This is a genomic window from Arthrobacter sp. Cza30, from assembly GCF_059090765.1.
On record NZ_JBNHGA010000005.1, the window covers coordinates 83,941 to 108,197 of the forward strand.

Consider the following 24,257-nt stretch of genomic DNA (forward strand, 5'->3'; position numbering starts at 1 on the left):
GGTTTCCCCGGGACGTCATTCGCCGGACGCCGTCAGCACTGCCTGCCTGAAGTCCCGGTGCCGGGCCACCGCCTCTTCGACCGGCCGGACCACCCGCTCTTCCGCCACCCGCGCAACCGCGTCGCGGAGCCGCCGCCGTGCGTTTGCGGCCCGGGCACGGGCCACGAACCGAGCGATCACGCCCGATGCCAGCGCCAGCACCACCCCGGCGAGAATCCCGGCGGCCAGCAATAAGGTCGGCACCGGGAAGCCTTCGACCGTTGGTGTCTCAGGGACCGCAAACTGCAGGTAGCCCAGGGCAGCGATGCCAAGGAGCCAGAGCGCTCCGGCCAAGGCGGCCGCGAGGGCGAGCCACTGGAGCAGCCCGAAAACCGGCCACCACCACGACGCACGGTCGGAGCGCAGGTCGGTGCCCACCAGGGCTTGGTCCAAGTCGTCCGGAAGCGTCGCCTCCGCGGATCGTGCCGCCCGGCGGATGGCCGCGCGCCAGGGGGCAGCGGCGCCTTCACCGGTGCGGTCGGCGAACTGACGGATAGCCTTGTCGGCCTGCGCCCGCTGGGCGGGGCCCGGCGCCGGCATGGACGAGCGGTTCAGCAGCGGATTCACGTCCTTGCGGTCCAGGTTGAGCCGCTTGAGCGGATCGCGGCGCAGCTTTCCGAGCCAGCGAACCGCCGGCCAGCCGGTCCGGGCATGCGCCCGCCGCCGGTACGAGGTCGCCACGGCGTCGCTGATCGCATCCACGCCTGCCGCCTGCGCCAACTGCTCGGCCAACACGCTCCTGGCCGCCTTGCTGACGCCTGCCGGCTCCGCCTCGGGTTCGACGGCCAGGGCCTGGGCTGCCTTTCTGACGTCGGCGAGCAGCCGCTCGGCCGCGGCCTGCCGCTTGTCGGCGAAGGTCGTGATGGCTGCCGTTAGCTCGTCGAGGCCGGTCCCCGTCTTCGCGGAGACCGGGTAAACATCCACCCGGGCGAGCCCGTCCCGCAGCAAAATCTCCCTCAGCGAACCCAGGACCGGTTGCAGCTGTCCCTCGGCCAGCCGGTCCACCTGGTTCAGCACCACCAGCGTCACCGCATCGTGGGAGGCAAGCGGGCGCAGGAATCCCTGGTGCACGGCGGCATCGGCGTACTTCTGCGGATCCAGCACCCAGACCAGTACGTCGACCTGGCCCGCGAACCGTTGCACGATGGCGCGATGCTCGACGGCGGTGGAATCAAAGTCCGGCAGGTCCAGCAGGATCAGGCCGCCGTGCCCGGCGAAGGACCCGTCCTCCACGACGTGCCGGTTGGCCACCTGCAGCCAGTCCAGCAGCGGTTCGCTGCCGGCCGTTCCCCAAATTCCCGCCATTGCTTCCGACGTGGTGGGGCGACGTGCCGCCACCGTGGCGTGGCGCGTGCCGGATACGGCATTGAAGAGGGAAGACTTTCCGCTGCCGGTCGCACCGAAAAACCCAACCACGGTGTGCTCGGCAGACAGGGAACGGCGGGCGCTGGCCCGTTCCAGGACCTCGGTGACGGGTGCTAGTTCCGCTTCCGGCAGCACCCCCGCGGCGAGCTCGGCGGCCGTGTTCAGGGCATCCAGCCGTGCCTGCAACAGGGAGGTTTCGGGCTGGCCCCGGTGGCGGCTCAATCCGGGGCTCCCATGTCCGTCTTTGCCCCCAGGGCCTGCAGCCGCCCTGCCAGTTCGCGCAGGGTCCCTGCCTCCTGCACGTCCGGGATCCGGGACAGGAAGCGCTCCGCTTCGGCGCGCATGAGCCTGCGCGTGCGCTCCTGCAGCTCGGCGCGGGCCTTGCGCGCCAGCCTGCGTACGGCGTCCTCGCCGAAGACCGCTTCCAGCAGCTTCTGGCCCACCACGGCCGTTCCGCCCGCCACGCCAATTTCCAAACCGGTCAGCCCTCCGGTGGCCGCGAAAATCACCACCATCAGCGCTACCCCGAGGCCGTTAACTCCGAAGGAGAGCATGCGTGCGGTGAAGCGCTTGCTTTCGCCCTCGCTGCGGATCAGGTCCAGCAGGTCTGCCTGCCACGCCCGGATTTCACGCGCTACCTCATCCGCAAAGCCCGCGCTGGGGGTCGACAGGTCTTCGCGTCCGAGCAGCCCCTGCCCGGCCGGGTCCGTCCGCCAGCGCGTGTCGGCCTCCTCCGCCCCGGCGGCCGCTGCCTCGACGACGACGGCCTGCAGCCCGGACTCGATGGCTTCCTCGACTTCGACGGAGGGAGCGGGTTTGCCGGAAAAGAACGCGCCGATCCGGTCCCGCAGCAGGCCTATGCCGCTCTCGATTCCGCGGAAGAATTCCCCGGTGCCGACAAAGTCCTGCCACCGCGCCAACACCTCGCCCCTGAGGAGCGTTCCGTCCTCCGTGGCGGCGAGTGCCCGCGTGGTCGCCGCCTCGTAGGCGTCTTCCACGACCGTGCGCAGTCGCTGGCCGGCGGCATGCTGATCATCGGCGGCATCGGCGACCGCCCCGACCGTCGCGGCCAGTGAGCGCACCGCCCCGCCGAGGGTGCGCCGGGCGATGGCGGCGCGGCCGGAGGCGTCCGCGGCGAGTTCTTGGAGCCACTCCCGGAGGGGGTTGACGGCGCCGGCGGGCAGCATGCCCTGTTCGTCCAGCTTGGACTCGAGGATGACAAACAGCCGGGCCGCTGCGAGACCCTGCCGCTGCAGCAGACCGGCCAGGTCGGCGCGGACTTCACGCTCAACTTCTTCCGGCACCCGGTCCAGGACGACCGCCACTTCGATGTCCCGCTGTGCGGCGTCCAGAAGCAGCGCCCACGGCACGGCATCGGCGTACCGGTTGGCGGTGGTAACGAAAATCCACAGGTCGGCGGCGGCCAGCAGTTGTCCCGCCAAGCGCCGGTTCTCGTCGGCAATCGAATCGATATCCGGTGCATCGAGCAACGCTATGCCCGCCGGAATGCTGCTGTCGGCGAGCAACACCAGCGAAGTTCCGGCAGGTTCTCCGGCCGGTTCCGGATTGGGGACTTGCCTGTCGGCGGCGTCCGTCGCCGGCCTTCCGGTGATTCTGCTGAGGCCGGGCAGGATCCGCCGATCCGAAAACCAGGCCGAGTCGCCCGGATGGTGCAGCAGGACGGGTTGGCGCGTGGTGGGCCGGATCGCCCCGGCACGGGTGGCCGGGAAGCCCGCCACCGCGTTCACGAGCGTCGATTTCCCGGCGCCGGTGGATCCTCCCACGACTGCCAGCAGCGGGGCTTCCAGCGTGCGGTAGCGGGGCAGGATGTAGTCGTTCAGCTGGGCAATGGCCGCCGCGATGGAGCCGCGGGCTGTGGCGGCACCGGGAACGTCCAGCGGCAGCTGGATCGCTTCAAGCGAGCCGCGGCTTTGTTCCAGGAGCACGACGGCGTCCGCCGCTCCCCTGTCCTGGCCCTCGGGCAACCTGCTTGTCACGGTTCCTATCATGCCAGCAGGAGCCGCCAACCCTGCCACGACGGGCCGTAGGCCTGATTCTTCGGGGCATACAAAAAGCCGGTCCGGGACGGGATGTCCGGGACCGGCTGTTGGTGACCCCAGCGGGATTCGAACCCGCGTTACCGCCGTGAGAGGGCGGCGTACTAGGCCGCTATACGATGGGGCCGCATAGCTTGCACAGTTGAAGGCCTGCACTGCCTTGTCCTTGCCGGACCGTGACCCCAGCGGGATTCGAACCCGCGTTACCGCCGTGAGAGGGCGGCGTACTAGGCCGCTATACGATGGGGCCGTAGGTTTGCGTGGAGTTTTCGCTCCACACAATCCAGTCTCCGCCGAAGCGGAGACTGTAGCGCTGGGATACCAGGACTCGAACCTAGAATGACGGTACCAGAAACCGTTGTGTTGCCAATTACACCATATCCCACTGGCACTTTCGGAGCCGTTGGAATCGGCCTCTTGCCCATTCCCTAGCGCCTCAGCACGAGTAATTACTTTACCGGATGCCTGCTCGAAAGTGCAAAACGAGCAACGCGCGGCAGTGCCGCCGCGCGCCGCTCGGGCGGCGCTCAGCCGCGGAAGGCCTTGATCCGCGCCAGGGAGGAGTCCTTGCCCAGGATCACCATGGACTCGAAAAGCGGCGGCGAAATCCGACGGCCGGAGACGGCGGTGCGCACCGGCCCGAAGGCCAGCCGCGGCTTCAGCCCCAGGCCCTCGACCAAGGCCGACCGCAGGGCCGCCTGGATGTTCTCTGCCGTCCACTCCTCGAGCGGCTCCAGCGCCGCCAGCGCGGCGTCCAGGGCCTCCGTCAGGTTCTCCGGCAGGCCCTTGCGCGCGTCGTCGGCAATCTCGATCTCGTCGTCGTTCTTGAAGAGGAACGCCACCATCTCCGGCGCCTCGCCCAGCAGGGTGATCCGCTCCTGGATCAACGGCGCGGCGTCGGCCAGGATCATCTGCTCGCGCTCCGTCAACGACTCCCCGACCAGGCCGGCATGCTGCAGATAGGGGATCAACCGGAGCTTGAAGTCACCGGGCTCAAGCAGGCGCACATGGGTCCCGTTGATGGCCTCGGCCTTCTTCAGGTCGAAGCGCGCCGGGTTGGCCAGCACGTCGTGGATGTCGAAGCCTTCCACCATCTGGTCGATGGTGAAGATGTCCTCGTCGGCGGACAGCGACCAGCCCAACAGGGAGAGATAGTTAAGCAGGCCCTCGCGGATGAACCCGCGTTCCCGGTGCAGGAACAGGTTGGACTCGGGATCGCGTTTGGAAAGCTTCTTGTTGCCCTGTCCCATCACGTACGGAAGATGGCCGAACAGCGGCATGTAGCGGGCCACGCCGATGTCCACCAGCGCCCGGTAGAGCGCGATCTGGCGAGGAGTCGAGGACAGCAGGTCCTCGCCGCGCAGAACGTGAGTGATGCCCATCAGCGCGTCGTCCACCGGGTTCACCAGGGTGTAGAGCGGCTTGCCATTGGCACGGACGACGGCGAAGTCCGGCACGCTGCCGGCCTTGAAGGTGATCTCCCCGCGCACCAAGTCGGTGAAGGTGATGTCCTCGTCCGGCATCCGCACCCGCAGCACCGGTTCGCGTCCCTCGGCCTTGAACGCGGCGATCTGGTCCTGCGTCAGCTCCCGGTCGAAGTTGTCGTAGCCCAGCTTGACGTCGCGGCCGGCGGCCTTGTGCCGGGCCTCGACTTCTTCCGGGGTGGAATAGGACTCGTAGAGGTGGCCGGCCTCCTTCAGCTTCGCGATGACGTCCTGGTAGATGTCGCCGCGCTGGGACTGGCGGTACGGTTCATGCGGTCCGCCGACCTCCACGCCCTCGTCCCAGGTGATGCCCAGCCACTTCAGCGCTTCCAGCAGCTGCTGGTAGCTTTCCTCGCTGTCGCGGGCGGCATCCGTGTCCTCGATCCGGAACACCATGGTGCCGCCGGTGTGCTTGGCATAGGCCCAGTTGAACAGGGCGGTGCGGATCAGTCCTACGTGCGGCGTGCCCGTGGGAGACGGGCAGAAGCGCACACGGACAGGAGTTTCGTCGTCGACAGTGGGGATGGCAGCAGCAGTAGTCATGATGTGCTCCAGTTTAGTCTGCCGAGCCGCTGCCGAAGCCCGAGGTCAAAGTCTCCCGCGTTCGCCCGTGCTGAGTAAAGGGGCCAGCGTTCGCGGAGTCCCCCACCAGCTTCGTAGTCAAGCCAGGCACCAGAAGCGTACAGCGCTGATAGACGTCGGTTGCAGTCAAGATTGCGGAGCCGCGGCTTGTCACAATCTAAGCAATTCGCGCAGGAATTGAAGCCTGAACAAGTCAAGGCCGGCAGCGGCCGATGTTCTAGGGACAGATTCGACCAGAACGTCCGTTTTGGAAACATGTGCGTGGAGCGGCGATACTGTCAACGGTTTAATCCCAACTTCCTATTCTTAAGGAAAGTCATGCGTATATCGGTCATTGGCTGCGGTTATCTCGGCGCGGTCCACGCTGCTGCAATGGCTAAACTAGGCCACGAAGTAGTGGGCATCGACGTGGATGAACGCAAAATTGCCGATCTCCAGAGCGGCCGTGCACCTTTCTTTGAACCCGGTTTACCTGAGCTTCTCGCCGAGGCTCAGGAGACCGGAAACCTCACTTTCAGCACAAACATGGCAGCCGCCGAGGGCTCCAAGGTCCATTTTGTCTGTGTTGGGACGCCTCAGCGGAAGGGCGAGTATGCCGCGGACCTCACCTTTGTGGATGCAGCCTTCGCAGAACTAATTCCCTACCTGCACGAGGGCGACATCGCGGTGGGTAAGTCTACGGTGCCAGTCGGAACCGCGGCTCGATTGGCCGATAACGTCGCCGTCGGTGCTCCCGGTGCAGTATTAGCGTGGAATCCTGAGTTCCTGCGTGAAGGGCATGCTGTACAGGACACCCTTGCACCGGATCGTTTTGTCTACGGCGTGCCCGATAGCGACGCAGGTCGGGCAGCGACGGAAGCACTTGATGAGGTATACGCAACGCCACTGTCCCATAAAACTCCTCGCCTAGTCATGGACTACGCGACGGCCGAGCTTGTGAAGACGGCGGCAAACTCATTTCTTGCCACGAAAATTTCCTTCATCAACGCGATGGCCGAAATCTGCGCTGCAACAGGTGCGGACGTGACTGCCCTCGCCGATGCTATCGGTTTGGATGACCGGATCGGACGCAAGTTTCTCAATGCTGGCGTTGGTTTCGGAGGTGGCTGCCTACCGAAGGATATTCGCGCTTTCATGGCCCGGGCTGGCGAGCTTGGCGCCGATCAGGCCCTGACGTTCCTTCGCGAGGTTGATGACATCAATATGCGCCGGCGATCACGGGTCGTCGAGCTCACCCGGGAACTGTGTGGCGGATCACTGATCGGAAAACGGATCACCGTCCTTGGTGCGGCCTTTAAGCCTGATTCGGATGATGTCCGTGATTCCCCAGCTCTCTCTGTCGCGGCACAACTGCAACTGCAGGGAGCGACTGTCACCGTGACAGATCCTGAGGCCCTGGCTAAAGCGCAGCTACGCTTCCCTGAACTTGGCTACGAACCAGATCTGAAGAAGGCCGTCTACAGCGCCCACGCCTTGATCCTGCTGACTGAGTGGCAGCAATACAGAAGCATGGATCCCGAGGAGATCGGCAGCTTGGTTGACGAACAGAACATCCTTGATGGGCGAAACGTCTTAGGGCCGGCCTTCTGGCGCCAGGCGGGGTGGAACTATCAAGGCATCGGACGGCCGTAGTCTGGCTTTCTCGTCGAGGCGGCTGACGACCGCAGTCGTGTCACTGAAGCAGTGCTGGGTTTCCGTCACTGCCCACCTGCCTTGCAGTACCCGGGGTCAAATCAGGTCGACCGGGTCCAATTAGCATTATTTGTTTCGATCAATTCTGTTGACGCCGCACCGGTTCTTTTTTGGCTCCGATTGACTATGCTCTGTCTACAGGGGAGCGCCAAAGATCTGGGGGATCGAAATTGGCTGCAACGATAGTTAAGAGATGGCGGCAGCACCGCAACCGTTGTCTGCAATGCAAGAGACCACTGGCTGATCACAGGGTCCGCAGATGGTGCTCTGATGAGTGCGAGGACTACTACATCCAGGACTCCATTTAACGCGCCATCTCTGAGTCCCTACGAAGTCGTACGGGATTCACGACTCTCTACGCCTGCTCCGCCCAGCCCTGTGCCCCCTAGGGATGTATCGGTAGAGGTAATAGAGCGCCAACAGGATGCCGACCGCCAGGAACGTCCCGGCCAGCCAGTCCGGGCCGCCCCAGTAGTGGGTGGCCCGGGCCGCCACGGAAAACGTGGCCAGCGATCCAAGCGCGAAGACACCGAAGGAGCGGCGGCGTGCCGGCATGGGATCAGCGGCGGGCGGTGTTGGACAGGGTGCCGATGCCCTCGATCTCGACCTCGTAGCGCTGGCCGGATTCGATGGTGCCGACGCCGGAGGGGGTGCCGGTCATGATGACGTCGCCGGGGAGCAGGGTGAAGGCCTGGGAGGCGTAGGAGACCAGTTCCTTGACGCCCCAGATCATCTGCGAGGTATTGCCGTCCTGCTTCAGCTCTCCGTCGAGCCGGCCGCGGATGGCCAGGTCTTCGGTGTCCAGTTCGGTCTCGATCCACGGGCCGAGCGGGGCCGAGCCGTCGAATCCCTTGGCGCGGGCCCACTGGTTGTCGGTGCGCTGCGCGTCCCGGGCGGTCAGGTCGTTGCCGCAGGTGTAGCCGAAGATGACCTCGTCCACGCGCTCCACCGGGACGTCCTTGCAGATCCGGCCGATGATCACGCAGAGTTCGGCCTCGTAGGAGACTTCGTCGGAGAATTCGGGCAGGACCAGCGGCTCGTTCGGGCCGATCACCGAGGTGTTGGGCTTGAGGAACATCAGCGGGGCGGCCGGCGTCTCGTTGCCCATTTCCTGGATGTGGTCGGCGTAGTTGCGGCCGATGCCGATCACCTTGCTGCGCGGAATGATCGGGGCGAGCAACCGCACGTCCTCAAGCTTGTGTTGGGCACCGGTGGGCTGGATGCCGTTGAAGAACGGGTCGCCGGCGATGACGGTGATCTGTTCGCTCCCCTCCTCGCCTTCGACGATGCCGTACTGGGGGTCGGATTCAAGGACAAACCGGGCTATGCGCATGGGTTCAGCCTACTGGTTTCCTGCCCGCGGGTTTCAAACGGGACGGGCCCGAACCTGCACCGCTCAGCCGCGCAGGTACTCGAGCTGGGCGGCGACGGAGGATTCGGCCGCGAAGCGGACGGCCGGGTCGACGTCGGCGTAGACATGGTCGGTGACCGCGCCGACGGTCGCGTCGGCCCCGAGGTGCTCCAGGGCGGCGCGGATCTGGTCCAGGCGGAGCCTGCGGTGGTCGGCGTACTCGCGGCAGATGGCCGACAGGTCCGGGAGCGTGCCGCCGTGCGCGGGCAAGACCTTCGCCGGACCAAGGAGTTCCAGCCGGGCCAGCGAATCCAGGTACGGGCCGAGCCTGCCGTCCGGGTAGGCGATGATGGTGGTGCCGCGGCCCAGGATCGTGTCGCCGGTGAGCACCGAGCCATGGGGCCCGTCGTCGGGAAGATGGAAGCTCACCGAATCCGCCGTGTGGCCCGGCGTGGCCAGCACGCGGATGTCGACCCCGGCCGCCCGAATCACCTCGCCGTCGCGCAGTGGTTCGGCGGAGTAACAGAGTGCTTTATCCAGGGCACGCACGGGAGCACCGGTCAGTTCATGGAAGCGTTCACTCGCTTCGGTGTGGTCGATGTGGTGGTGGGTGATCAGGACCAGTTCCACCTCCCCCGCCGCCGCCAGCTCAGCCAAGTGTTGCTCGTCCAGCGGCCCGGGATCGACAACTGCCACTCCCCTGTTCCCCGGGGCGGCGATCAGGTAGGACTGGGTTCCGTCCAGGCTCATCGGCCCCGGGTTGGGGGCCAGCCGGTACTGGGTCAGTTCACTGCTGCGGACAAGGGAGGGATTCAGTTCAGCGGTCACAGGATTCATCCTCGCACTCCCCGCCCGGCGCCGCAGGCCGGCGCCCCGGGGAGGCGGCCGCCGGGAGGCAAGGCGCCGCCATCGTCATTCGCGCCGGGCCGAATGGCGGCCGTCACACTTGCCGGGCCAATACCGGCGGCTTGACGATGTTCGCTACGCTAGGCACCTGCAGTCCCGCCAACGGCGGCCGGACGAGGGCTGGGCGATGCGCGCATCTTCCCGGCCGGATGGGGGATCAGTGCTCGCGGAAGTCCACTCAGAGTACGACGTGCAGCTTGGCCGGGATGGCCTCCTGGTGCTGACTGTCCGGCGCGGCCTCAGCGTCGGAGCCGAGCTCGCGCAGCACATCGTCGACCACCTCCTCAACGTCGCCGGAGACCGGCAGGTAGCGGTGCTGCTGAAAATGGCCGGCGTGCGCTGGGTGACTCCGGAGGCGCGGCTGATCGCCGATACCTTCACGCCGTGCGTTGCCCTCGCGGTGCTCGGCAACGGGGCGGTCGACCGGGTGCTCGCCAGCTTCTTCGTGCGGATTTTCGCGAAAGATGACTTCCCGACGGGATATTTCGACGGCGAGGCCGAGGCGCGTCAGTGGCTGGCGACACATGCCGGACGCCTTGCCACGGTGGAGACGGAATAAGTCCGGGCTGCGGCTGGGTTGCCCTTGATGGAACCATTTGCAGCTGCAGGATAGGAAAACTTCATGGCGGATACCCAGAACACCACGTCCCTGGCCGATTTGCTGGCCGAATATGACGTGGCCGAGCACGACCATGCGGTGGCCGAGCGCAACAGCGGGATGCAGCACATCCATAACCACGCCAACGGGGACATTGTGTGGTTCCCCACCTGGCAGAAAAACCGCGAGACGACCGACTGGGAAACCGCCGTCCAAGAGTTCTCCGCAGAACTCGAGGCCGCCGCCGGGGGCGGCGCGAATGCCGCCGAAGCCGCAACGGCCCTGGCGTCCTCCCGGCTGCAGGCCCTGCTGGAACAGGCTGCCGACGCCCCGGACGCCAATGTGTTTATCCGCGAGAACCTGGCCCGTTTTCTGTCGGAAATCTGGGCGCTCGGCGACGCCTACGCGCTCAAGAGCGGGAAGGAACTCCCGGGGACGGCGACGCCGGCCGGGATCTTCGCTTCGTTCCCGTACGAGGTCTACGCGCGGGACGGCGGCAGCTTTGCCACCGCGCTGTGGAACGACCTGGTGGACGCCCGCAAGAACCGGATCGCCGCCGAAGAGGCCGAGCGTAAGTCGCTGAAGCCGGTCTCGAAAAAGGCCCGGAAGGCCGCCGAGCGCAAGGCCGCCGCCCGGAAGCGTTAGCCGCAGCACCTTCCGGGGCTCCCCGAGGGGCCCCGAAAGGTGGGCGGGCCCGGACGGTGTCCCCCGCCGTCGTGGTCCCGACTCAGAGGTACAACAAGAGCAGGACCACCAGCGGCAGGACCGACTGGGCCAGCGCACTCTGCCACAGGCGTCGTTCCGAGAACCAGAGCACGGCCCCGAGGATCACGTGGGCGATGCACGTAAAGACGATGATGGTCTCGCCGGTGGCCGGGCTGCCGCCCGCGGCGATGATCACGCCGGCGAGGGCGCCCAGCCCCCAGACCATGTTGTAAAAGCCCACGTTGATGGTCCACAGCCGCACCGCCCCCACGTCCTCCTGCCGGATGAGGAACAAACGGTGGAAGCGCTGGTCGCGGTAGAAGAAGGCCTCCGCCGCGCCAACGGCAATCAACATCACTCCGAAGAGCGCCGCCAGGACGTACGCCGCCACCGTCATGGACCCAGTGTGGCCCGGCCGGTGCCCGAACGGAAGCGGCGTTTAAGCCAGGCGGGTGCCCAGGCCAGGCGGGCGGTCAGGCCAGACGGGCGGTCAGGCCAGACGGGTGGTCAGGCCAAGGGGCGGTTAGGCCAAGCGGGTGAGCCAGCCCCGGGAGTCCTCCACGGCGCCGGTCTGGATGCCGAGCAGTTCCTGGCGGATGGACATGGACACGTCGCCGGACTGGGCGCTCGGCGAGGCGATGCTCCAGCCGTCGGCCTTCAGCTCGCCGATCGGGGTGATCACCGCGGCCGTGCCGCAGGCGAAGGCTTCGGTGATGTCCCCCGCCGCCACGCCGTCGCGCCATTCGTCGATGGTGATCTTGCGTTCCTGCACGTCCAGGCCGCGGTCCTTGGCCAGCTCGATCACCGAGGAACGGGTGACGCCGTGCAGGATGTGGCCGTTCAGCTCCGGAGTGACCAGGCTGCCGTCCTTGAACACGAAGAACACGTTCATCCCGCCGAGCTCTTCGATGGCGTTGTCGTTGAACTTGTCCAGGAACAGCACCTGCTGGCAGCCGTTGGCTTCGGCTTCCAGCTGCGCGGCCAGGGACGCGGCGTAGTTGCCGCCGCACTTGGCCTCGCCGGTACCGCCTTCGCCGGCGCGGGAGTAGCGGTCGGAGAGCCAGATGGACACCGGCTTGAGCTCGCCGCCGAAGTAGTTGCCGGCCGGCGAGGCGATCACGCGGTAGGACACCTCGTGGGCGGGGCGCACGCCCAGGAACGCCTCGGTGGCGATCATGAACGGACGCAGGTACAGCGCTTCGCCGTCGCCGGAGGGAACCCAGGCTTTGTCGGTGGTGACCAGCTGGCGCAGGGACTCGATGAAGGTTTCCTCCGGCAGCTCCGGAAGGGCCAGCCGGCGCGCCGACGTGTTCAGGCGGGCGGCGTTGGCCTCGGCCCGGAAGGTCCAGACGGATCCGTCGTCGTGCTGGTAGGCCTTCAGGCCCTCGAAGATCTCCTGGCCGTAGTGCAGCACCGCGGCGGCCGGATCCATCATGATGGGCCCGTACGGCTCGATCCGCGCATTCGACCAGCTGCCCTTGCCGTCGGCGTCGACCTTGTAGTCAACGACGGCCGTGTGGTCCGTAAAGTGCTTGCCGAAGCCCGGGTTCGCCAAGATGGCGGCGCGCTCCTCGGCGCTCTTCGGACGTTCCGAGAGCTGCTGGCTAAATTCGAGGGGTTCAGTCATGGTTCCTCCGCGGTGAGGGCACGCCCTTGTGCGTCAAATAATGATTCTGGTTAGTAACCGTTAACTACCCTACTGCCAAAGCGGCGGTGATCGCATCGCCGATTTCGGCAGTGGTGCGGGAGGCACTCCCCCGGGTTGCGACGTCGTGCTCCACCGCCTGCTGCACGCGGGCGGCCGCGTCCGCGAGGCCCAGGTGCTCCAGCAGCAGGGCCACGGACAGGATGGCCGCCGTGGGGTCGGCCTTCTGCTGGCCGGCGATGTCCGGCGCCGAGCCGTGGACCGGCTCGAACATGGACGGCGCGGTGCGGTCCATGTTGATGTTGCCCGACGCCGCCAGGCCGATGCCGCCGGTGATGGCGGCGGCCAGGTCGGTGATGATGTCGCCGAACAGGTTGTCGGTGACGATCACGTCGAAGCGGGCCGGGTCCGTGACCATGAAGATGGTGGCCGCGTCGATGTGCAGGTAGTCGACGGCGACGTCCGGGAACTCGGCGCCGACCGTCTCCACAGTGCGCCGCCACAGGTGCCCGGCGTGGACCAGCACGTTGTGTTTGTGCACCAGGGTGAGCTTCTTGCGTCGGCCCGACGCGCGGCGGAAGGCATCGCGGACCACGCGCTCCACGCCGTGGGCGGTGTTGACCGAGACCTCGGTGGCGATTTCGTGCGGGGTGCCCACGCGCAGGGCGCCGCCGTTGCCCACGTAGGGCCCTTCGGTTCCTTCGCGGACGACGACGAAGTCCACCTCGCCCGGGTTCGCCAGCGGGCTGGGGACGCCGGGCAGCAGCTTCGCCGGGCGCAGGTTCACGTAGTGGTCGAGGGAGAAGCGCAGCTTGAGCAGCATTTCCCGCTCGATGACGCCGGACGGAATCCGGGTGTCGCCGGGGGCGGCACCGACGGCGCCAAAGAGGATCGCGTCATGCTTGCGGAGCCGCTCCAGCGTCTCCTCGGGCAGGGTCTCGCCGGTGGCGAGCCAGTGCTCGGCGCCCAGCGGGTATTCGGTCAGGTCGAAGGTGGCGCCGCCGTCGGCAGTGGCCGCCGTGAGGACCTTAACCGCCTCCGCCACGACCTCCGGTCCGATGCCGTCGCCGGGAATGACTGCCAGGGAGAATGCCTTCGCTGCTGCGCTCATGGCTTCAAGTTTAGGAAACCATTCCACATTCTGGGCAAACCGTCCCAGAATGTGAACATTCGTGCCCGAGCTCAGACCTGGGCATGACGCGGACCGCGGTCTTCACAGCCTAGAGTTTTCCGTCATGGGCATGCACCACAACATCTACCGTTGGCTCCAGGCCAACACCGGCAAGGTCGACCTGATCCTGATGCTGGCGGCGTTCGCCGTGCTGCCGCTGTCCTACGTGGCGATGGGCAGCCTGGCACCGTTTACCCTCTCCGCCCTCCTCATCATTCCGCTGGCCTGGCGGCGGACGCGCCCGTGGCAATCCGGCGTGGCCATGGCCGTTGCCGCACTGCTGAACGTCGCGCTCCTGGCCGAGCCGGTCCCGGCCCACATTTTTGTCCTGGCCACGGTGTACTCGCTGGCAGCCTACGGGCCGCGCTGGGCGAGCCTGGGCGGACTGGTGCTGGCGCTGCTGGGCGGTGCCCTCTACGTGGTGCGGTACATGATCACCGAGCCGCTCACTGCCGGCACCGCCCCCTTCTACCTGATCGCGCTCGTGGCCATTGATGCCGTCGTGCTGGTCTGCTGGACCTTCGGCGACCTGGTGCGAAACCGCCGGCTCACGGTGCGGGCGCTCGAGGACCGGGCCCGCCGGCTGGAGGTGGAGCGGCAGCAGGAGCGGGACCTGGCCGCCGCCGACGAGCGGAGCCACATAGCCCGCGAGATGCACGATATTGTGGCGCACTCGCTCTCGGTGATCATCACCCAGGCCGACGGCGCCCGGTACGCCAGCGTGCAGAACCCGGCGGTGGCCACGAATACCCTGGCGACCATCGCGGACACCGGGCGAACCTCGCTGCGGGACATGCGCCGGCTGCTGGGGGTACTGCGCGGGGACGAGGTCGCGTCCACCCGGCCGCTGCCGACCCTGGCCGACGTGGAAACCCTCGTGGAAACCGTCCGGCGCTCGGGGCTCACGGTGCAGCTGGAACAGTCCGGCGAGCCACGGCGCCCGATGCCGGCCGGCGCCGAGCTGACGGCCTACCGAGTGGTGCAGGAAGGCCTGACCAATGTCCTCAAGCATGCCGGTCCGGAAGCCTCCGCCCGGGTCCACCTGCACTGGACCGCCCGCGGGCTCGGCTTGCACATTGACGACGACGGTCGAGGCGCCGCCGCCGATCCCGCCACCGCCGGCAGCCGACAGGGCCTGACGGGAATGGCCGAACGGCTGGCGCTTTACGATGGAACCGTGGAGGCCGTTCCGCAAACCGGCGGCGGATTCCGCGTCCGCGCCTTCATCCCCTACACCGAAGCCTGAGCCCCGGCACGCCCGCCGGACCGGGCCGCCGTTTTCGGCGGAGCCTTCGCAGCCAGCCGGCCGGACCGCCGACCCAGAAAGATCCCGATGACCGATTCCCCTATCCGCGTTGCCCTGGTGGACGACCAGCAGCTGGTCCGCGGCGGCTTCAAAATGCTGATCAACTCCCAGCCCGACCTCGAGGTGGTGGCCGAGGCAGGCGATGGACGCGAAGCGGTGACCGCGCTCGCCACGGTGCGCTCCGACGTCGTGCTCATGGATGTGCGGATGCCGGGGATGGACGGGATTGAGGCGACCGCCAGGCTGCTCGAGAACGCCGCGGCGCAGCCCGGCGGCTCGGACCGGGCCGAGCTGAAGGTGGTGGTGCTGACCACGTTCGACCTCGACGAATACGCGCTGGCCGCCATCCAGGCCGGGGCCAGCGGATTTTTGCTCAAGGACGCGCCGCCGGAGGAGCTGCTGGAAGCCATCCGCACCGTCTACCGGGGAGACGCCGTCATCGCCCCGTCGACCACGCGGCGGCTGCTGGACCACGTGGTCCCGCTGCTGCGCACCCCCAGTCCGTCCCTCAGCCGGAACCATCGGGCGGTCGAGTCGCTGACCCCGCGGGAACGCGAGGTGTTCACGCTGATCGCCCGGGGGTTGTCGAACCCGGAGATCGCCGCACGGCTCTTCCTGTCGGAGGCCACGGTGAAGACGCACGTGGGGCACATCCTCGCCAAGCTGAACGCCCGCGACCGGGTGCAGGCCGTGCTGATCGCCTACGAAACCGGAGTGGTCAGCCCGTAGCGGGCTCCGGCCCGCGCCCCTGCACGGACGTGATTTCCCATCCGTCCTTGCGGTGGGACCGGCCGCGGCGCCCTGCCCAGGGCGGCTACGAAAGCCTTTGCCCCGCCTGCGGCTGCACACTTCCGAGGCCTTGCCAAAGATTAATAAGCATGCTTAGGTTAAATCGTTAAGGGCCGCACGGATAGCGCTCAACACGGGCGTCCGTACCCTCCAAAAGACATCGATCGAGAAGGAGATACCATGCTCGCCCAAGAACAAATTAACAACCTGCTCAGCCGCGGCGGAAACGTCGTTTCGACTGACGGAGACAAGATCGGCTCCATCGGCCAGGTCTACGCCGATGATGACAGCGGCCGCCCCACGTGGGTAACGGCCAAGACCGGCCTGTTCGGCTCCTCGGAATCGTTCGTCCCGCTCGAAGCCGCCCGCGTGGAGGGCAACGACATTGTGGTCCCCTACACCAAGGACCAGATCAAGGACGCCCCGCGGGTTGACGTGGACGGCTACCTTGAGCCCGCAGAGGAGGACCGGCTCTACGCGCACTATCAGCTGGGCGGCGGCCGGACTTACACCGACGCCACGAGCGGCCGGGACACCGACTACACCAATACCGACGATGCCCGCGGCACGTACACCGAGGACGCACCGGGCACGGTGGGCCGGGACACCTCCGGTCCCACGACCGACGACGCCATGACGCGCTCCGAGGAGCGCCTGCATGTCGGCACCGAGAAGCAGGCGACCGGCCGGGCCAGGCTGCGCAAGTACGTCACCACCGAAAATGTCACCACGACCGTTCCGGTCCAGCGCGAGGAAGTGCGCATCGAACGCGAACCGATCACCGACGCCAACCGCGGTGACGCCATGGCGGGCCCCGATCTGAGCGAAGAGGAACACGAGGTCACGCTCCACGAGGAACGGCCGGTTGTGGAGAAGGAGACCGTCCCGGTGGAACGGGTCCGGCTCGAAAAGGACACCGTCACCGACGAGGTCAGGGTCGACGAAGAGGTGCGTAAGGAAAACATCGAGACCGACGGCACAGACAACGACACCCGTCGTCGCTAGCCCAGGGCTGGCCGACGCGAAAGGCCGGGGCAGGGAGCACTCCCGCCCCGGCCTTTCGTTTGCCCGGGCAGTAGGGGCGCCACCTGCCGCCGGCAGCCCCCTGCCGTAGCACTGCGAGCGCGAGGCATTCTCATCGCCTCAGGGCTGTCCGGTCAGGAGATCGCTGAGCAGCTGTTCCAGTCCGATGCAAAAGTCCGTTCGACGGCGTGCTTACAAATTGCCGTCGGCGAAGGAACCGAAGATCTTGCGGGTCTTGGCATCCATGGGCAGCATGTACTGGCCGTCGGCGCTGTAGCCGAAGCCGGGCTCGGGGACCTGGTGCCCTACCTTGGCCGGCTTGGTCTTGTAGACCCAGGCGCCCAGCGTCAGCGCCTGCTCCGCGCTCAGGTTGGTTTCGACCAGCGGATCGGCGGCGGTGAGCAGGTCGACCAGCCCGGCCGGCCCGCTCATCTTGGCCACGGCGGCGAATCCGAGCAACAGTACCCCCTGGTGTGCGGAGCGGCCGAAGTCTCCGTTGCGCAGGGTCTTCCGCTCCCGGGCGTAGTCCAGCGCCGTCTCGCCGTCGAGCTTGCCCTTGCCCGCCTTGACGTCCAGCACCGGGATCGGGGCGTCAATGGTGACGCCGCCTATTTCATCGACCAGGTCCTCGAATTGCCTGAAACCGGTGAGGATGTAGCCCTCCACCTTCAGGCCGGTCACGTCCGACACGACCTTCTGCTGTGCCTTGGGCCCGCCCCGCATCATGGCCGCGTTAATCTTCGCCTGGCCGCCGCCCGGCATGTCCACCCAGAGGTCCCGCGGGATGCCCAGGATGCCGCCTCCGCCCTTGCCGTCCACGCCGATCACCTGAAGGGCATCGGCCCGCGCTTCACGAACCTTCTCGCCCTTACTCTTCTGCGCGTCGGAGCCTATGAGCAGCACGTGCCGCTTGCCGCCCAGAACGGTTTTGTCGACGTCGAGCGAGGGCCACCAGCCGCCCACCGCCGTCCACGTTCCGTCCTTGTCGACGGCGAGGGTCACGTCGTCGCCGGAGGTCAGGACGGCCATCTCCTGCCCGTTCCATTTACCGGTTGCGGCCTTGACCGTGGTTTTGGCTTCGACCGGGGTGCGGTCTGCGAGCGCACCGGCAGTCATCTTGTTGGCCGCCACGTCACCGCCCTCGTAGATGGCCGTGGCCAGCTCGGCCAGGGGTTCGGGCATCTTACCGGTCTCGACCTTGCTGGGGCTGGGAGTTGCCGAGTGCAGCGGGCGGGGCTGCTCGGCCTTCGGCGCGCAGCCGGTCAGGAGGAGAAGGGAGACGAGCGGGAGCGCTGCGAGGCGGGCAAGTTTCATGGCTTTATGTTCCCGCTTACCCGACCGCTGCGCAAAGGTTTCACCGCATGACAGCGCTGCGCCCGCTCAGACAGCCCCTCCCGTCGGCGGGGTGCTCTCCTCACCGGGGCGGCTGTTCTCCACCCTGGGGCGGGTGCCCTCCACCCTGGGTATGAGCCGGCGGGCAGCGGAGACCAGACCTGCGGCTGATCCGCACCAGGCGCCGTTTCCATAGCGTAAGGGTATGACGACCAGTACTGAGCAAACCCCCGCCGCCGCTGCCCCGGGCGGCGCCACCCCGGCGGCCGCGGCCCGCGGCGTGAACAAGACCTACGGCACCGGCGACACCCGCGTGCACGCCCTGAAGGAGGTGGACGCCACTTTTGAGGCCGGCTCGTTCACCGCGATCATGGGCCCGTCCGGCTCCGGCAAGTCCACGCTGATGCACTGCTTGGCCGGGCTGGACAGCGCTGATGCGGGCAACATTTGGATCGGCGGGACCGAGATTACCTCGCTGAACGACTCCCAGCTGACCAGACTGCGCCGCGAGCGCGTGGGCTTCGTGTTCCAGGCCTTCAACCTGGTGCCCACGTTGACCGCGGAGCAGAACATTACGCTGCCGATTTCCCTGGCCAACGGCTCGGTGGACCAGGAGTGGTTCCGCTATGTCACCGCAACGCTCGGCCTGACCGACCGGCTCGCGCACCGGCCCCACGAGCTGTCCGGCGGCCAGCAGCAGCGCGTGGCCGTGGCGCGGGCGCTGCTGACCCGCCCCGACGTCGTGTTCGGCGACGAGCCCACCGGCAACCTTGACTCGAAGTCCGGCGCGGAGGTGCTCTCGCTGCTGCGCCGGTCCTGCCGGGAGATGGGCCAGTCCATCATCATGGTCACGCACGATCCGGTGGCCGCCTCCTACGCGGACCGGGTGGTGCTGATGAACGACGGCGCGCTGGTCGGCAAACTGGACCGGCCCGACACCGACGCGATCCTGGCCGCCCTGGCCAAGCTGGGGGCCTGACCATGCTGCAGGTTGCGCTTGCACAGGTGCGGCAGCACGCGCGGCGGTTCATCGCCGTCGGGCTGGCCGTGGTGATGGCGGTGGGGTTCCTGACCGCCACGCTGATGGTCAACGCGTCCACCGAAGCGTCGCTGGGCAACAGCATCGGCGCCGGTTTCCGGAACGCCGACCTGGTGGTGTCCGGCCCTCCGGACCGGCCGCTGGACGCGGCGGCCGTCGAGGCCGTGGCTGCCGCCGAGGGCATCGGCGAGGTGTACGCGCAGGAGATGGCACCGGTCGCGTTCGGAGCCCCGGCCGACGCCGGCTACGGGGTTCTGCAGAACACGGCCCCCGACGGACTGAACCACCTGGAGCTGGTGGAAGGCGTCCTGCCGGCGGAGGGTGAGGTGGCCGTGGACGCCGGAACGGCCGGGAAGCAGGGGCTGGCGGTCGGCGACACCTTGGAGCTGGCGCCGGCCGCCGGAATGGTGGCCGCCGAGGACCTCGCCGCCGCAGGGACCGGGCTGACGGTTTCCGGAATCGTGAAGCCGTCCAAGGACCCGTTCATGATGGGCCAGGCGCAGTTCTTCGCCGGTGGCGCCCTGGTGCGGCAGCTGGCCGGCGAGGCCGGAGCGCAGCTGCACAACATCCAGCTGGATCTGGCCCCGGGCGCCGCTGCCGGCGCGGTGCAGGCCTCGGTGGCTGCGGCACTGGCGGAGGCCGGCTTCGGCGACGCCACCGTGAACACGGCCGCGGAGCAGACCAAGGCCGTGGTGGCCGGCCTCACCGGCGGCAGCGACCAGCTGACCATTGTGCTGTTGGCGTTCGCGCTGGTGGCTTTGCTGGTTTCGGCGCTGGTGGTAGCCAACACCTTCTCGGTGCTGATCGCCCAGCGGACCCGCGAGCTGGCGCTGCTGCGCTGCATCGGCGCGGACCGCGGGCAGATCCGGAACGCCGTGCTGGCGGAGGCCCTGCTGGTCGGTGTCGGAGCCTCCGTGTTGGGCGTGCTGGGGGCGGTGGCCCTGATGGCCGGCGTCATCGCCGTGCTGCAGGGGCAACCGGACACCGAGTTCGCCGCGCTGGCGGTGCCGCCGTCGGCCGTCGCCGTCGGCCTCGCGGCGGGCGTCCTGATGACCGTGCTGGCCGCCCTCGCTCCGGCACATGCCGCCACCCGGGTGGCACCGCTGGCCGCCCTGCGCCCGGCCGACGAAGCGCGCACCGGCAACAGCAAAGGCAAGGTCCGGCTCGCGATCGGCGTCGCGCTCACGGTGGGCGGCGCCGTCCTGCTGGCCTTCGGAGCGCTGTCCGCGAACCTGCTGACCGCCCTGCCCGGCGGCATGCTCTCCTTCATCGGGTTGCTGCTGTGCGCCACCTTGTTCGTGCCGCCGCTGGTCACCGCCGTCGGCACGCTCGCGAGGCCCGCGGGAGTGCCGGGCAAGCTGGCCGCGGTGAACGCGGTGCGCAACCCGGGGCGGACCTCCGCCACGGCCACCGCCCTGCTGATCGGCGTCACCCTGGTGGCAATGATGATGACCGGCGCGCAGACCGCCCGCACCGCGTTCGACGCGCAGCTGGGCGCGGAGTATCCCGTGGACCTGGCGGTCGGGCACCTCACGCTCGGCGGGGAACCGCTGGACGGCACCGCCGCGGCCACCGCCGTCACGTACGACGGCGTCGCTGCCGCCGGCCTGGTCACGAACGGCGGCTTTGCCGACGTGCACGGCCAGCGGACGGGCGTGTACCAGCTGGCGCCGGAGCAGCTGGGCCTGCTGCAGGACGGCTCGCTGGAGCTGGACGGGAACACCGTTCTGATGCCGCAGGGCTCGGGCCTGGAGACGCTGACCGTGACCGGCAGCCGCGGGTCGAAGGAACTGACCGTGGTGGAGGCCGACAGCCGCACGCTGCCGCCGCTGATCTCCGCCGCCATGGCCGCCGAGATCGGCGTGCCGGAGCCGCCCGCCGCCGACTCCCCGGACTACTACTCCGCGCTGCCGCAGCTGTGGGTGTCCGTGGACCGGGACCTGGATGCCGGGGCGCTCCTGGAGCTGCGGACCGAGCTGGCGGCCGGGCTGGACGTGGACGAATACCAGGTGTCCGGCGCCGCCGTGGAACGTGCCGCGTTCAACCAGGTGATCGATGTGCTGCTGCTGGTGGTCACCGGGTTGTTGGGCGTGGCGGTGCTGATCGCGCTGGTGGGTGTGGCCAACACGCTCTCGCTCTCCGTGCTGGAGCGCACGCAGGAGTCGTCGCTGCTGCGGGCGCTCGGGCTGACCACGTCGCAGTTGCGCGGAATGCTGGCGCTGGAGGCCGTGCTCATCGCCGGGGTCGCCGCGCTGATCGGATCGGCGCTCGGCGTGGTCTACGGCTGGCTGGGCGCGCAGTCGGCGCTCGGTGCGTTCGCCACCGTGGTTCCGGACGTCCCATGGCTACAGCTGCTCGGCGTCCTGGCCGTGGCCGTGGTGGCCGGCCTGCTGGCCTCCATGCTGCCGGCCCGCCGCGCGGCCCGCCTCTCCCCCGTGGAAGGCCTGGCGACGGTATAGCCGGGACGCCGCCGTCCCAGCCCGGGCTTCGGCCGGCGCGGGACGGCGGCTATCTGGCCCATTCGGTCTGCACTTCCGCGACGGGATGGATGTTCACCATCCTCACGCCGTCCGCGGTGGTGGCCGTGAACTCGTGCCAGGCGTACGCCGGGATGACGACCACGGTTTCCGCGCCCGCGTGGCCGGACTGGCCGTCGATCGTGAAGTCGATCTCGCCGTCGAGCAGTACGAAGATTTCCTCGTAGGGATGGCGGTGGCGTTCGGCACCGCGCGAGTTCACGAAGAAGGATGCGTGGGCGCCGTGTTCGCTGCCATGGAAGACGGCGGCTCCCGAGGCGGGACGCAGGCTGGCAAGGGACAGGGCCTTGTAGGTCATCGAAGCGGCCTTCCGGTCGGCGGGTAGCGACACTCTACTCACTGCGCACCCGCAGGCCTGGGGAACGGCAATACAGCCTCCCGTTCCCACAGGTGGACGCCGCGGCGGAGACATCGGCGGGCCCTGATGCTACGTTGGCCGCACAAGACCAGTGCAGAGTGCCGTGTGGACGGAGGAAAGGGCATGAGCGGTTCCACCGCAACCGAAAAGCAACCGGAGCTGAAACGGGCCATAGGACCCAAACTCCTGCTGCTGTTCATTGTGGGTGACATCCTGGGCACGGGCGTCTACGCGCTGACCGGACAGGTGGCCGGCGAGGTGGGCGGCGCGGCGTGGGCTCCGCTGCTGCTCGCGTTCGTCGTGGCCACCATCACCGCGTTCTCCTACCTGGAGCTCGTCACCAAGTACCCGCAGGCCGCCGGGGCCGCGCTGTACACGCACAAGGCCTTCGGCGTCCATTTCCTCACCTTCCTGGTGACGTTCGCCGTGCTCAGTTCCGGCATCACCTCCGCCTCCACCGCCGCCAAGTTCCTGGGTGAGAACTTCATCGCCGGGTTCAACCTGGACTGGAACCAGACCGGCGTGACCTGGGTGGCGATCATCTTCATGGCGGTCCTGGCGGGAATCAACTTCCGCGGCGTCAGCGAGTCGGTGAAGTTCAACGTGGTCCTGACGGTGGTGGAGTTCACCGGCCTGCTGATCGTGATCTTCATCGGCTTCTGGGCCATGAGCCAGGGCAATGTCGACTTCAGCCGGGTCATGGTGTTCGAGACCTCCGAGGACAAGGGCGTCTTCCTGGCCATCACCGCCGCAACCTCGCTGGCCTTTTTCTCCTTCGTGGGCTTCGAGGATTCGGTGAACATGGCCGAAGAGACCAAGGATCCGGTCACGACCTTCCCCAAGGTCATGCTGACCGGCCTGGGCATCACCGTGATCGTGTACGTGCTGGTGTCCATCACCGCGGTGGCCATCGTGCCGATCGGGCAGCTGTCGGAAAGCCCGACCCCGCTGCTGGAAGTCGTGTCAGTCGGCGCGCCGGGCTTCCCGGTGGACGTCATCTACCCGTTCCTGTCCATGTTCGCCGTGGCCAATACGGCGCTGATCAACATGCTGATGGCCAGCCGCCTGCTCTACGGCATGGCGCGCCAGGACGTGCTGCCGCGGTTCTTGGGCAAGGTCCACCCCAACCGCCGCTCGCCCTGGGCCTCGATCATCTTCACCACGCTCATTGCGTTCGTCCTGATCTTCGTGGTCACCAACCTGATGGGCACCGACACCGTCGCCGCGCTGGGCGGCACCACCGCCCTGCTGCTGCTGGGCGTCTTTACGATCGTGAACCTGGCGGTGCTGGTCCTGCGCCGCAAACCGGTCGGCCGCAAACACTTCCGCACCCCCACCGTGCTGCCCTACCTCGGCATGGCCACCTGCCTCTTCCTGGTGGGCCCGTGGGCGCAGGATCCCATCGAATACCAGATTGCCGGCGTGCTGATCGGCCTCGGCCTGGTGCTCTGGCTGCTCACGTGGCTCTGGAACCGCGGCGCGTACGGCAGGAAGACGCGGTTCCGCAGCCCGGAGGAACTGGGCGGTTGACGGGACCGGGGCGTACGGATCGAACCGGGCGCTTGGCCGCACCGGGCACCTGACCGAAGCAGTCGATGGACCGGAGCTGCCGATTGACGGCGCTCGGGCGATTGACCCGGTGCATGGGTGGGTAAGGACAGTGAAACAACGACGGCGGAGGCCGTCCCCGTGACGACGACGCCGGCGGCCCGATGAGAGCGGCCGCGGGCGTGATGAGAGCCAGCAGGAAGGAAGGCCATGGCCGCTAAGAAACACCGGACCGGGACCCTGGACCAGGAGAACCTCGCCGCCTATCTGGACTACCACCTGGTGGGTTCGGCTGCGGGCGTGCAGTTGTTCGACGCGGTCCGGCAAGCGTGGGCGGGAACACCGGAGGAGGCCGAGTTCCGGAAGCTGCGCGACGAGGTGTCCGCAGAGCGCAAGGAACTGAAGGCCCTGCACCGCAGCCTCGGCTACCGGCGCAACAAGCTCAAGCAGCTCGGCTCGATGGCCGCCGCCATCGCCAGCAAGGTGAACCCGCTCAACCCCACGCGCGCTTCGGGCGGGGTGGGCGCCCAGCTGGAACTCGAATCGCTGCTGTCCGCCCTGCGCGGCAAGCAGTGCATGTGGCAGGTCCTGACCCTCCTGGCGCCCAAGGACCACCGGCTTGACGCCACCCGCTTCCAAGAACTGGAAGCCAAGGCCGTGGACCAGCAGAAGCGGGTGGAGCGGATCATGGCCGCTACTGCGGCCCGCCGCTTCCTGCCGGGCGGGTAAG

At 67.8% G+C, this 24,257-nt stretch carries 20 protein-coding genes and 3 tRNA genes; 10 read left to right on the forward strand and 13 right to left on the reverse strand.

All coding sequences use genetic code 11. From position 1 onward, the window contains the following. Positions 1–15 precede the first annotated feature (15 nt). The 6 genes from AC5RVZ_RS17680 to gltX form a co-directional block, all read right to left on the reverse strand. A complete protein-coding gene (locus AC5RVZ_RS17680) occupies positions 16–1,626 on the reverse strand; it encodes a GTPase (RefSeq protein WP_494067081.1) in 1,611 nt (536 codons plus the stop codon). Beyond that, positions 1,623–3,413: a dynamin family protein gene (locus AC5RVZ_RS17685; RefSeq protein ID WP_494067082.1), complete on the reverse strand. Its 1,791-nt coding sequence runs from the start codon at positions 3,411–3,413 to the stop codon at positions 1,623–1,625. The genes AC5RVZ_RS17680 and AC5RVZ_RS17685 overlap by 4 nt, the downstream gene beginning before the upstream one ends. A gap of 99 nt (positions 3,414–3,512) precedes the next feature. Beyond that, positions 3,513–3,588 (reverse strand) — tRNA-Glu (locus AC5RVZ_RS17690). Positions 3,589–3,638: 50 nt separating this feature from the next. Further along, positions 3,639–3,711: transfer RNA gene (locus AC5RVZ_RS17695), tRNA-Glu, on the reverse strand. Positions 3,712–3,774: 63 nt separating this feature from the next. Next, positions 3,775–3,846 (reverse strand) — tRNA-Gln (locus AC5RVZ_RS17700). Between the two features lie 142 nt (positions 3,847–3,988). Then, the gene (gene gltX, locus AC5RVZ_RS17705) at positions 3,989–5,488 is read right to left on the reverse strand and encodes a glutamate--tRNA ligase (protein WP_494067083.1); all 1,500 of its coding nucleotides are present in this window, start codon (positions 5,486–5,488) and stop codon (positions 3,989–3,991) included. A 357-nt stretch (positions 5,489–5,845) separates the two neighbouring features. On the opposite strand from gltX, the gene AC5RVZ_RS17710 reads away from it, so the two are divergent. Next, the gene (locus AC5RVZ_RS17710; RefSeq protein ID WP_494067084.1) at positions 5,846–7,159 is read left to right on the forward strand and encodes a UDP-glucose dehydrogenase family protein; all 1,314 of its coding nucleotides are present in this window, start codon (positions 5,846–5,848) and stop codon (positions 7,157–7,159) included. 619 nt (positions 7,160–7,778) lie between these two features. Here AC5RVZ_RS17710 and AC5RVZ_RS17715 read toward each other — a convergent pair. Beyond that, a complete protein-coding gene (locus AC5RVZ_RS17715; RefSeq protein WP_493986890.1) occupies positions 7,779–8,552 on the reverse strand; it encodes a fumarylacetoacetate hydrolase family protein in 774 nt (257 codons plus the stop codon). A gap of 63 nt (positions 8,553–8,615) precedes the next feature. Next, positions 8,616–9,407, reverse strand: a complete 792-nt coding sequence (locus AC5RVZ_RS17720; protein WP_494067085.1) for an MBL fold metallo-hydrolase — start codon at positions 9,405–9,407, stop codon at positions 8,616–8,618. Between the two features lie 229 nt (positions 9,408–9,636). Here AC5RVZ_RS17720 and AC5RVZ_RS17725 point away from each other — a divergent pair, with 229 nt between their 5' ends. Continuing rightward, positions 9,637–10,035 carry a DUF7793 family protein gene (locus tag AC5RVZ_RS17725; RefSeq protein WP_494067086.1) on the forward strand — a complete coding sequence of 133 codons (399 nt, stop codon included), beginning with the start codon at positions 9,637–9,639 and terminating at the stop codon, positions 10,033–10,035. Positions 10,036–10,098: 63 nt separating this feature from the next. Continuing rightward, on the forward strand, positions 10,099–10,719 hold the full coding sequence (locus AC5RVZ_RS17730) for a hypothetical protein (RefSeq protein ID WP_494067087.1): 621 nt from the start codon (positions 10,099–10,101) through the stop codon (positions 10,717–10,719). Positions 10,720–10,801: 82 nt separating this feature from the next. On the opposite strand, the gene AC5RVZ_RS17735 is transcribed toward AC5RVZ_RS17730, so the two are convergent. From AC5RVZ_RS17735 to AC5RVZ_RS17745, 3 genes are all read right to left on the reverse strand, one after another. Continuing rightward, positions 10,802–11,176 (reverse strand): DUF1304 family protein, encoded by a 375-nt coding sequence (locus AC5RVZ_RS17735; protein WP_494067088.1) that lies wholly within the window; start codon positions 11,174–11,176, stop codon positions 10,802–10,804. A 126-nt stretch (positions 11,177–11,302) separates the two neighbouring features. Continuing rightward, positions 11,303–12,406, reverse strand: a complete 1,104-nt coding sequence (locus tag AC5RVZ_RS17740) for a branched-chain amino acid aminotransferase (RefSeq protein WP_494067089.1) — start codon at positions 12,404–12,406, stop codon at positions 11,303–11,305. Positions 12,407–12,470: 64 nt separating this feature from the next. Next, positions 12,471–13,535, reverse strand: coding sequence for a 3-isopropylmalate dehydrogenase (locus AC5RVZ_RS17745; RefSeq protein WP_494000022.1), 1,065 nt, complete (start codon positions 13,533–13,535; stop codon positions 12,471–12,473). Positions 13,536–13,659: 124 nt separating this feature from the next. Here AC5RVZ_RS17745 and AC5RVZ_RS17750 point away from each other — a divergent pair, with 124 nt between their 5' ends. The 3 genes from AC5RVZ_RS17750 (at position 13,660) to AC5RVZ_RS17760 (ending at position 16,695) form a co-directional block, all read left to right on the forward strand. Then, complete coding sequence (locus tag AC5RVZ_RS17750; RefSeq protein ID WP_494067090.1) at positions 13,660–14,841, forward strand: sensor histidine kinase; 1,182 nt, start codon at positions 13,660–13,662, stop codon at positions 14,839–14,841. Positions 14,842–14,928: 87 nt separating this feature from the next. Beyond that, positions 14,929–15,630: a response regulator gene (locus AC5RVZ_RS17755; protein ID WP_494067091.1), complete on the forward strand. Its 702-nt coding sequence runs from the start codon at positions 14,929–14,931 to the stop codon at positions 15,628–15,630. 240 nt (positions 15,631–15,870) lie between these two features. Further along, on the forward strand, positions 15,871–16,695 hold the full coding sequence (locus AC5RVZ_RS17760) for a DUF2382 domain-containing protein (protein ID WP_494067092.1): 825 nt from the start codon (positions 15,871–15,873) through the stop codon (positions 16,693–16,695). 210 nt (positions 16,696–16,905) lie between these two features. Here the strand turns inward: AC5RVZ_RS17760 and AC5RVZ_RS17765 are convergent, their stop codons facing one another. Beyond that, positions 16,906–18,027, reverse strand: a complete 1,122-nt coding sequence (locus AC5RVZ_RS17765) for an LCP family protein (RefSeq protein WP_494067093.1) — start codon at positions 18,025–18,027, stop codon at positions 16,906–16,908. Positions 18,028–18,250: 223 nt separating this feature from the next. On the opposite strand from AC5RVZ_RS17765, the gene AC5RVZ_RS17770 reads away from it, so the two are divergent. Both AC5RVZ_RS17770 and AC5RVZ_RS17775 read left to right on the forward strand, forming a co-directional pair. Continuing rightward, on the forward strand, positions 18,251–19,024 hold the full coding sequence (locus tag AC5RVZ_RS17770; protein WP_494067094.1) for an ABC transporter ATP-binding protein: 774 nt from the start codon (positions 18,251–18,253) through the stop codon (positions 19,022–19,024). Positions 19,025–19,026: 2 nt separating this feature from the next. Then, a complete protein-coding gene (locus AC5RVZ_RS17775) occupies positions 19,027–21,543 on the forward strand; it encodes an ABC transporter permease (protein WP_494067095.1) in 2,517 nt (838 codons plus the stop codon). A 49-nt stretch (positions 21,544–21,592) separates the two neighbouring features. Here AC5RVZ_RS17775 and AC5RVZ_RS17780 read toward each other — a convergent pair whose 3' ends face one another. Further along, positions 21,593–21,919: a cupin domain-containing protein gene (locus AC5RVZ_RS17780; protein WP_494067096.1), complete on the reverse strand. Its 327-nt coding sequence runs from the start codon at positions 21,917–21,919 to the stop codon at positions 21,593–21,595. Between the two features lie 183 nt (positions 21,920–22,102). On the opposite strand from AC5RVZ_RS17780, the gene AC5RVZ_RS17785 reads away from it, so the two are divergent. Both AC5RVZ_RS17785 and AC5RVZ_RS17790 read left to right on the forward strand, forming a co-directional pair. Next, positions 22,103–23,509 carry an APC family permease gene (locus tag AC5RVZ_RS17785; RefSeq protein WP_494067097.1) on the forward strand — a complete coding sequence of 469 codons (1,407 nt, stop codon included), beginning with the start codon at positions 22,103–22,105 and terminating at the stop codon, positions 23,507–23,509. Positions 23,510–23,737: 228 nt separating this feature from the next. Continuing rightward, entirely contained in the window at positions 23,738–24,256 is a 519-nt protein-coding gene (locus AC5RVZ_RS17790) for a hypothetical protein (protein ID WP_494067098.1), read from the forward strand. Position 24,257: the final 1 nt, after the last annotated feature.

Bases quoted from the DNA above. Each gene is read 5' to 3' on its own strand.
- AC5RVZ_RS17765 (WP_494067093.1), bottom strand. From the start codon at position 18,027: ATGAAACTTGCCCGCCTCGCAGCGCTCCCGCTCGTCTCCCTTCTCCTC.
- AC5RVZ_RS17785 (WP_494067097.1), top strand. From the start codon at position 22,103: ATGAGCGGTTCCACCGCAACCGAAAAGCAACCGGAGCTGAAACGGGCC.
- AC5RVZ_RS17685 (WP_494067082.1), bottom strand. From the start codon at position 3,413: ATGATAGGAACCGTGACAAGCAGGTTGCCCGAGGGCCAGGACAGGGGA.
- AC5RVZ_RS17745 (WP_494000022.1), bottom strand. From the start codon at position 13,535: ATGAGCGCAGCAGCGAAGGCATTCTCCCTGGCAGTCATTCCCGGCGAC.
- AC5RVZ_RS17750 (WP_494067090.1), top strand. From the start codon at position 13,660: ATGGGCATGCACCACAACATCTACCGTTGGCTCCAGGCCAACACCGGC.
- AC5RVZ_RS17710 (WP_494067084.1), top strand. From the start codon at position 5,846: ATGCGTATATCGGTCATTGGCTGCGGTTATCTCGGCGCGGTCCACGCT.
- AC5RVZ_RS17730 (WP_494067087.1), top strand. From the start codon at position 10,099: ATGGCGGATACCCAGAACACCACGTCCCTGGCCGATTTGCTGGCCGAA.
- AC5RVZ_RS17790 (WP_494067098.1), top strand. From the start codon at position 23,738: ATGGCCGCTAAGAAACACCGGACCGGGACCCTGGACCAGGAGAACCTC.
- AC5RVZ_RS17770 (WP_494067094.1), top strand. From the start codon at position 18,251: ATGACGACCAGTACTGAGCAAACCCCCGCCGCCGCTGCCCCGGGCGGC.
- AC5RVZ_RS17735 (WP_494067088.1), bottom strand. From the start codon at position 11,176: ATGACGGTGGCGGCGTACGTCCTGGCGGCGCTCTTCGGAGTGATGTTG.
- AC5RVZ_RS17780 (WP_494067096.1), bottom strand. From the start codon at position 21,919: ATGACCTACAAGGCCCTGTCCCTTGCCAGCCTGCGTCCCGCCTCGGGA.
- AC5RVZ_RS17775 (WP_494067095.1), top strand. From the start codon at position 19,027: ATGCTGCAGGTTGCGCTTGCACAGGTGCGGCAGCACGCGCGGCGGTTC.
- AC5RVZ_RS17720 (WP_494067085.1), bottom strand. From the start codon at position 9,407: ATGAATCCTGTGACCGCTGAACTGAATCCCTCCCTTGTCCGCAGCAGT.
- AC5RVZ_RS17760 (WP_494067092.1), top strand. From the start codon at position 15,871: ATGCTCGCCCAAGAACAAATTAACAACCTGCTCAGCCGCGGCGGAAAC.
- gltX (WP_494067083.1), bottom strand. From the start codon at position 5,488: ATGACTACTGCTGCTGCCATCCCCACTGTCGACGACGAAACTCCTGTC.
- AC5RVZ_RS17755 (WP_494067091.1), top strand. From the start codon at position 14,929: ATGACCGATTCCCCTATCCGCGTTGCCCTGGTGGACGACCAGCAGCTG.
- AC5RVZ_RS17715 (WP_493986890.1), bottom strand. From the start codon at position 8,552: ATGCGCATAGCCCGGTTTGTCCTTGAATCCGACCCCCAGTACGGCATC.
- AC5RVZ_RS17740 (WP_494067089.1), bottom strand. From the start codon at position 12,406: ATGACTGAACCCCTCGAATTTAGCCAGCAGCTCTCGGAACGTCCGAAG.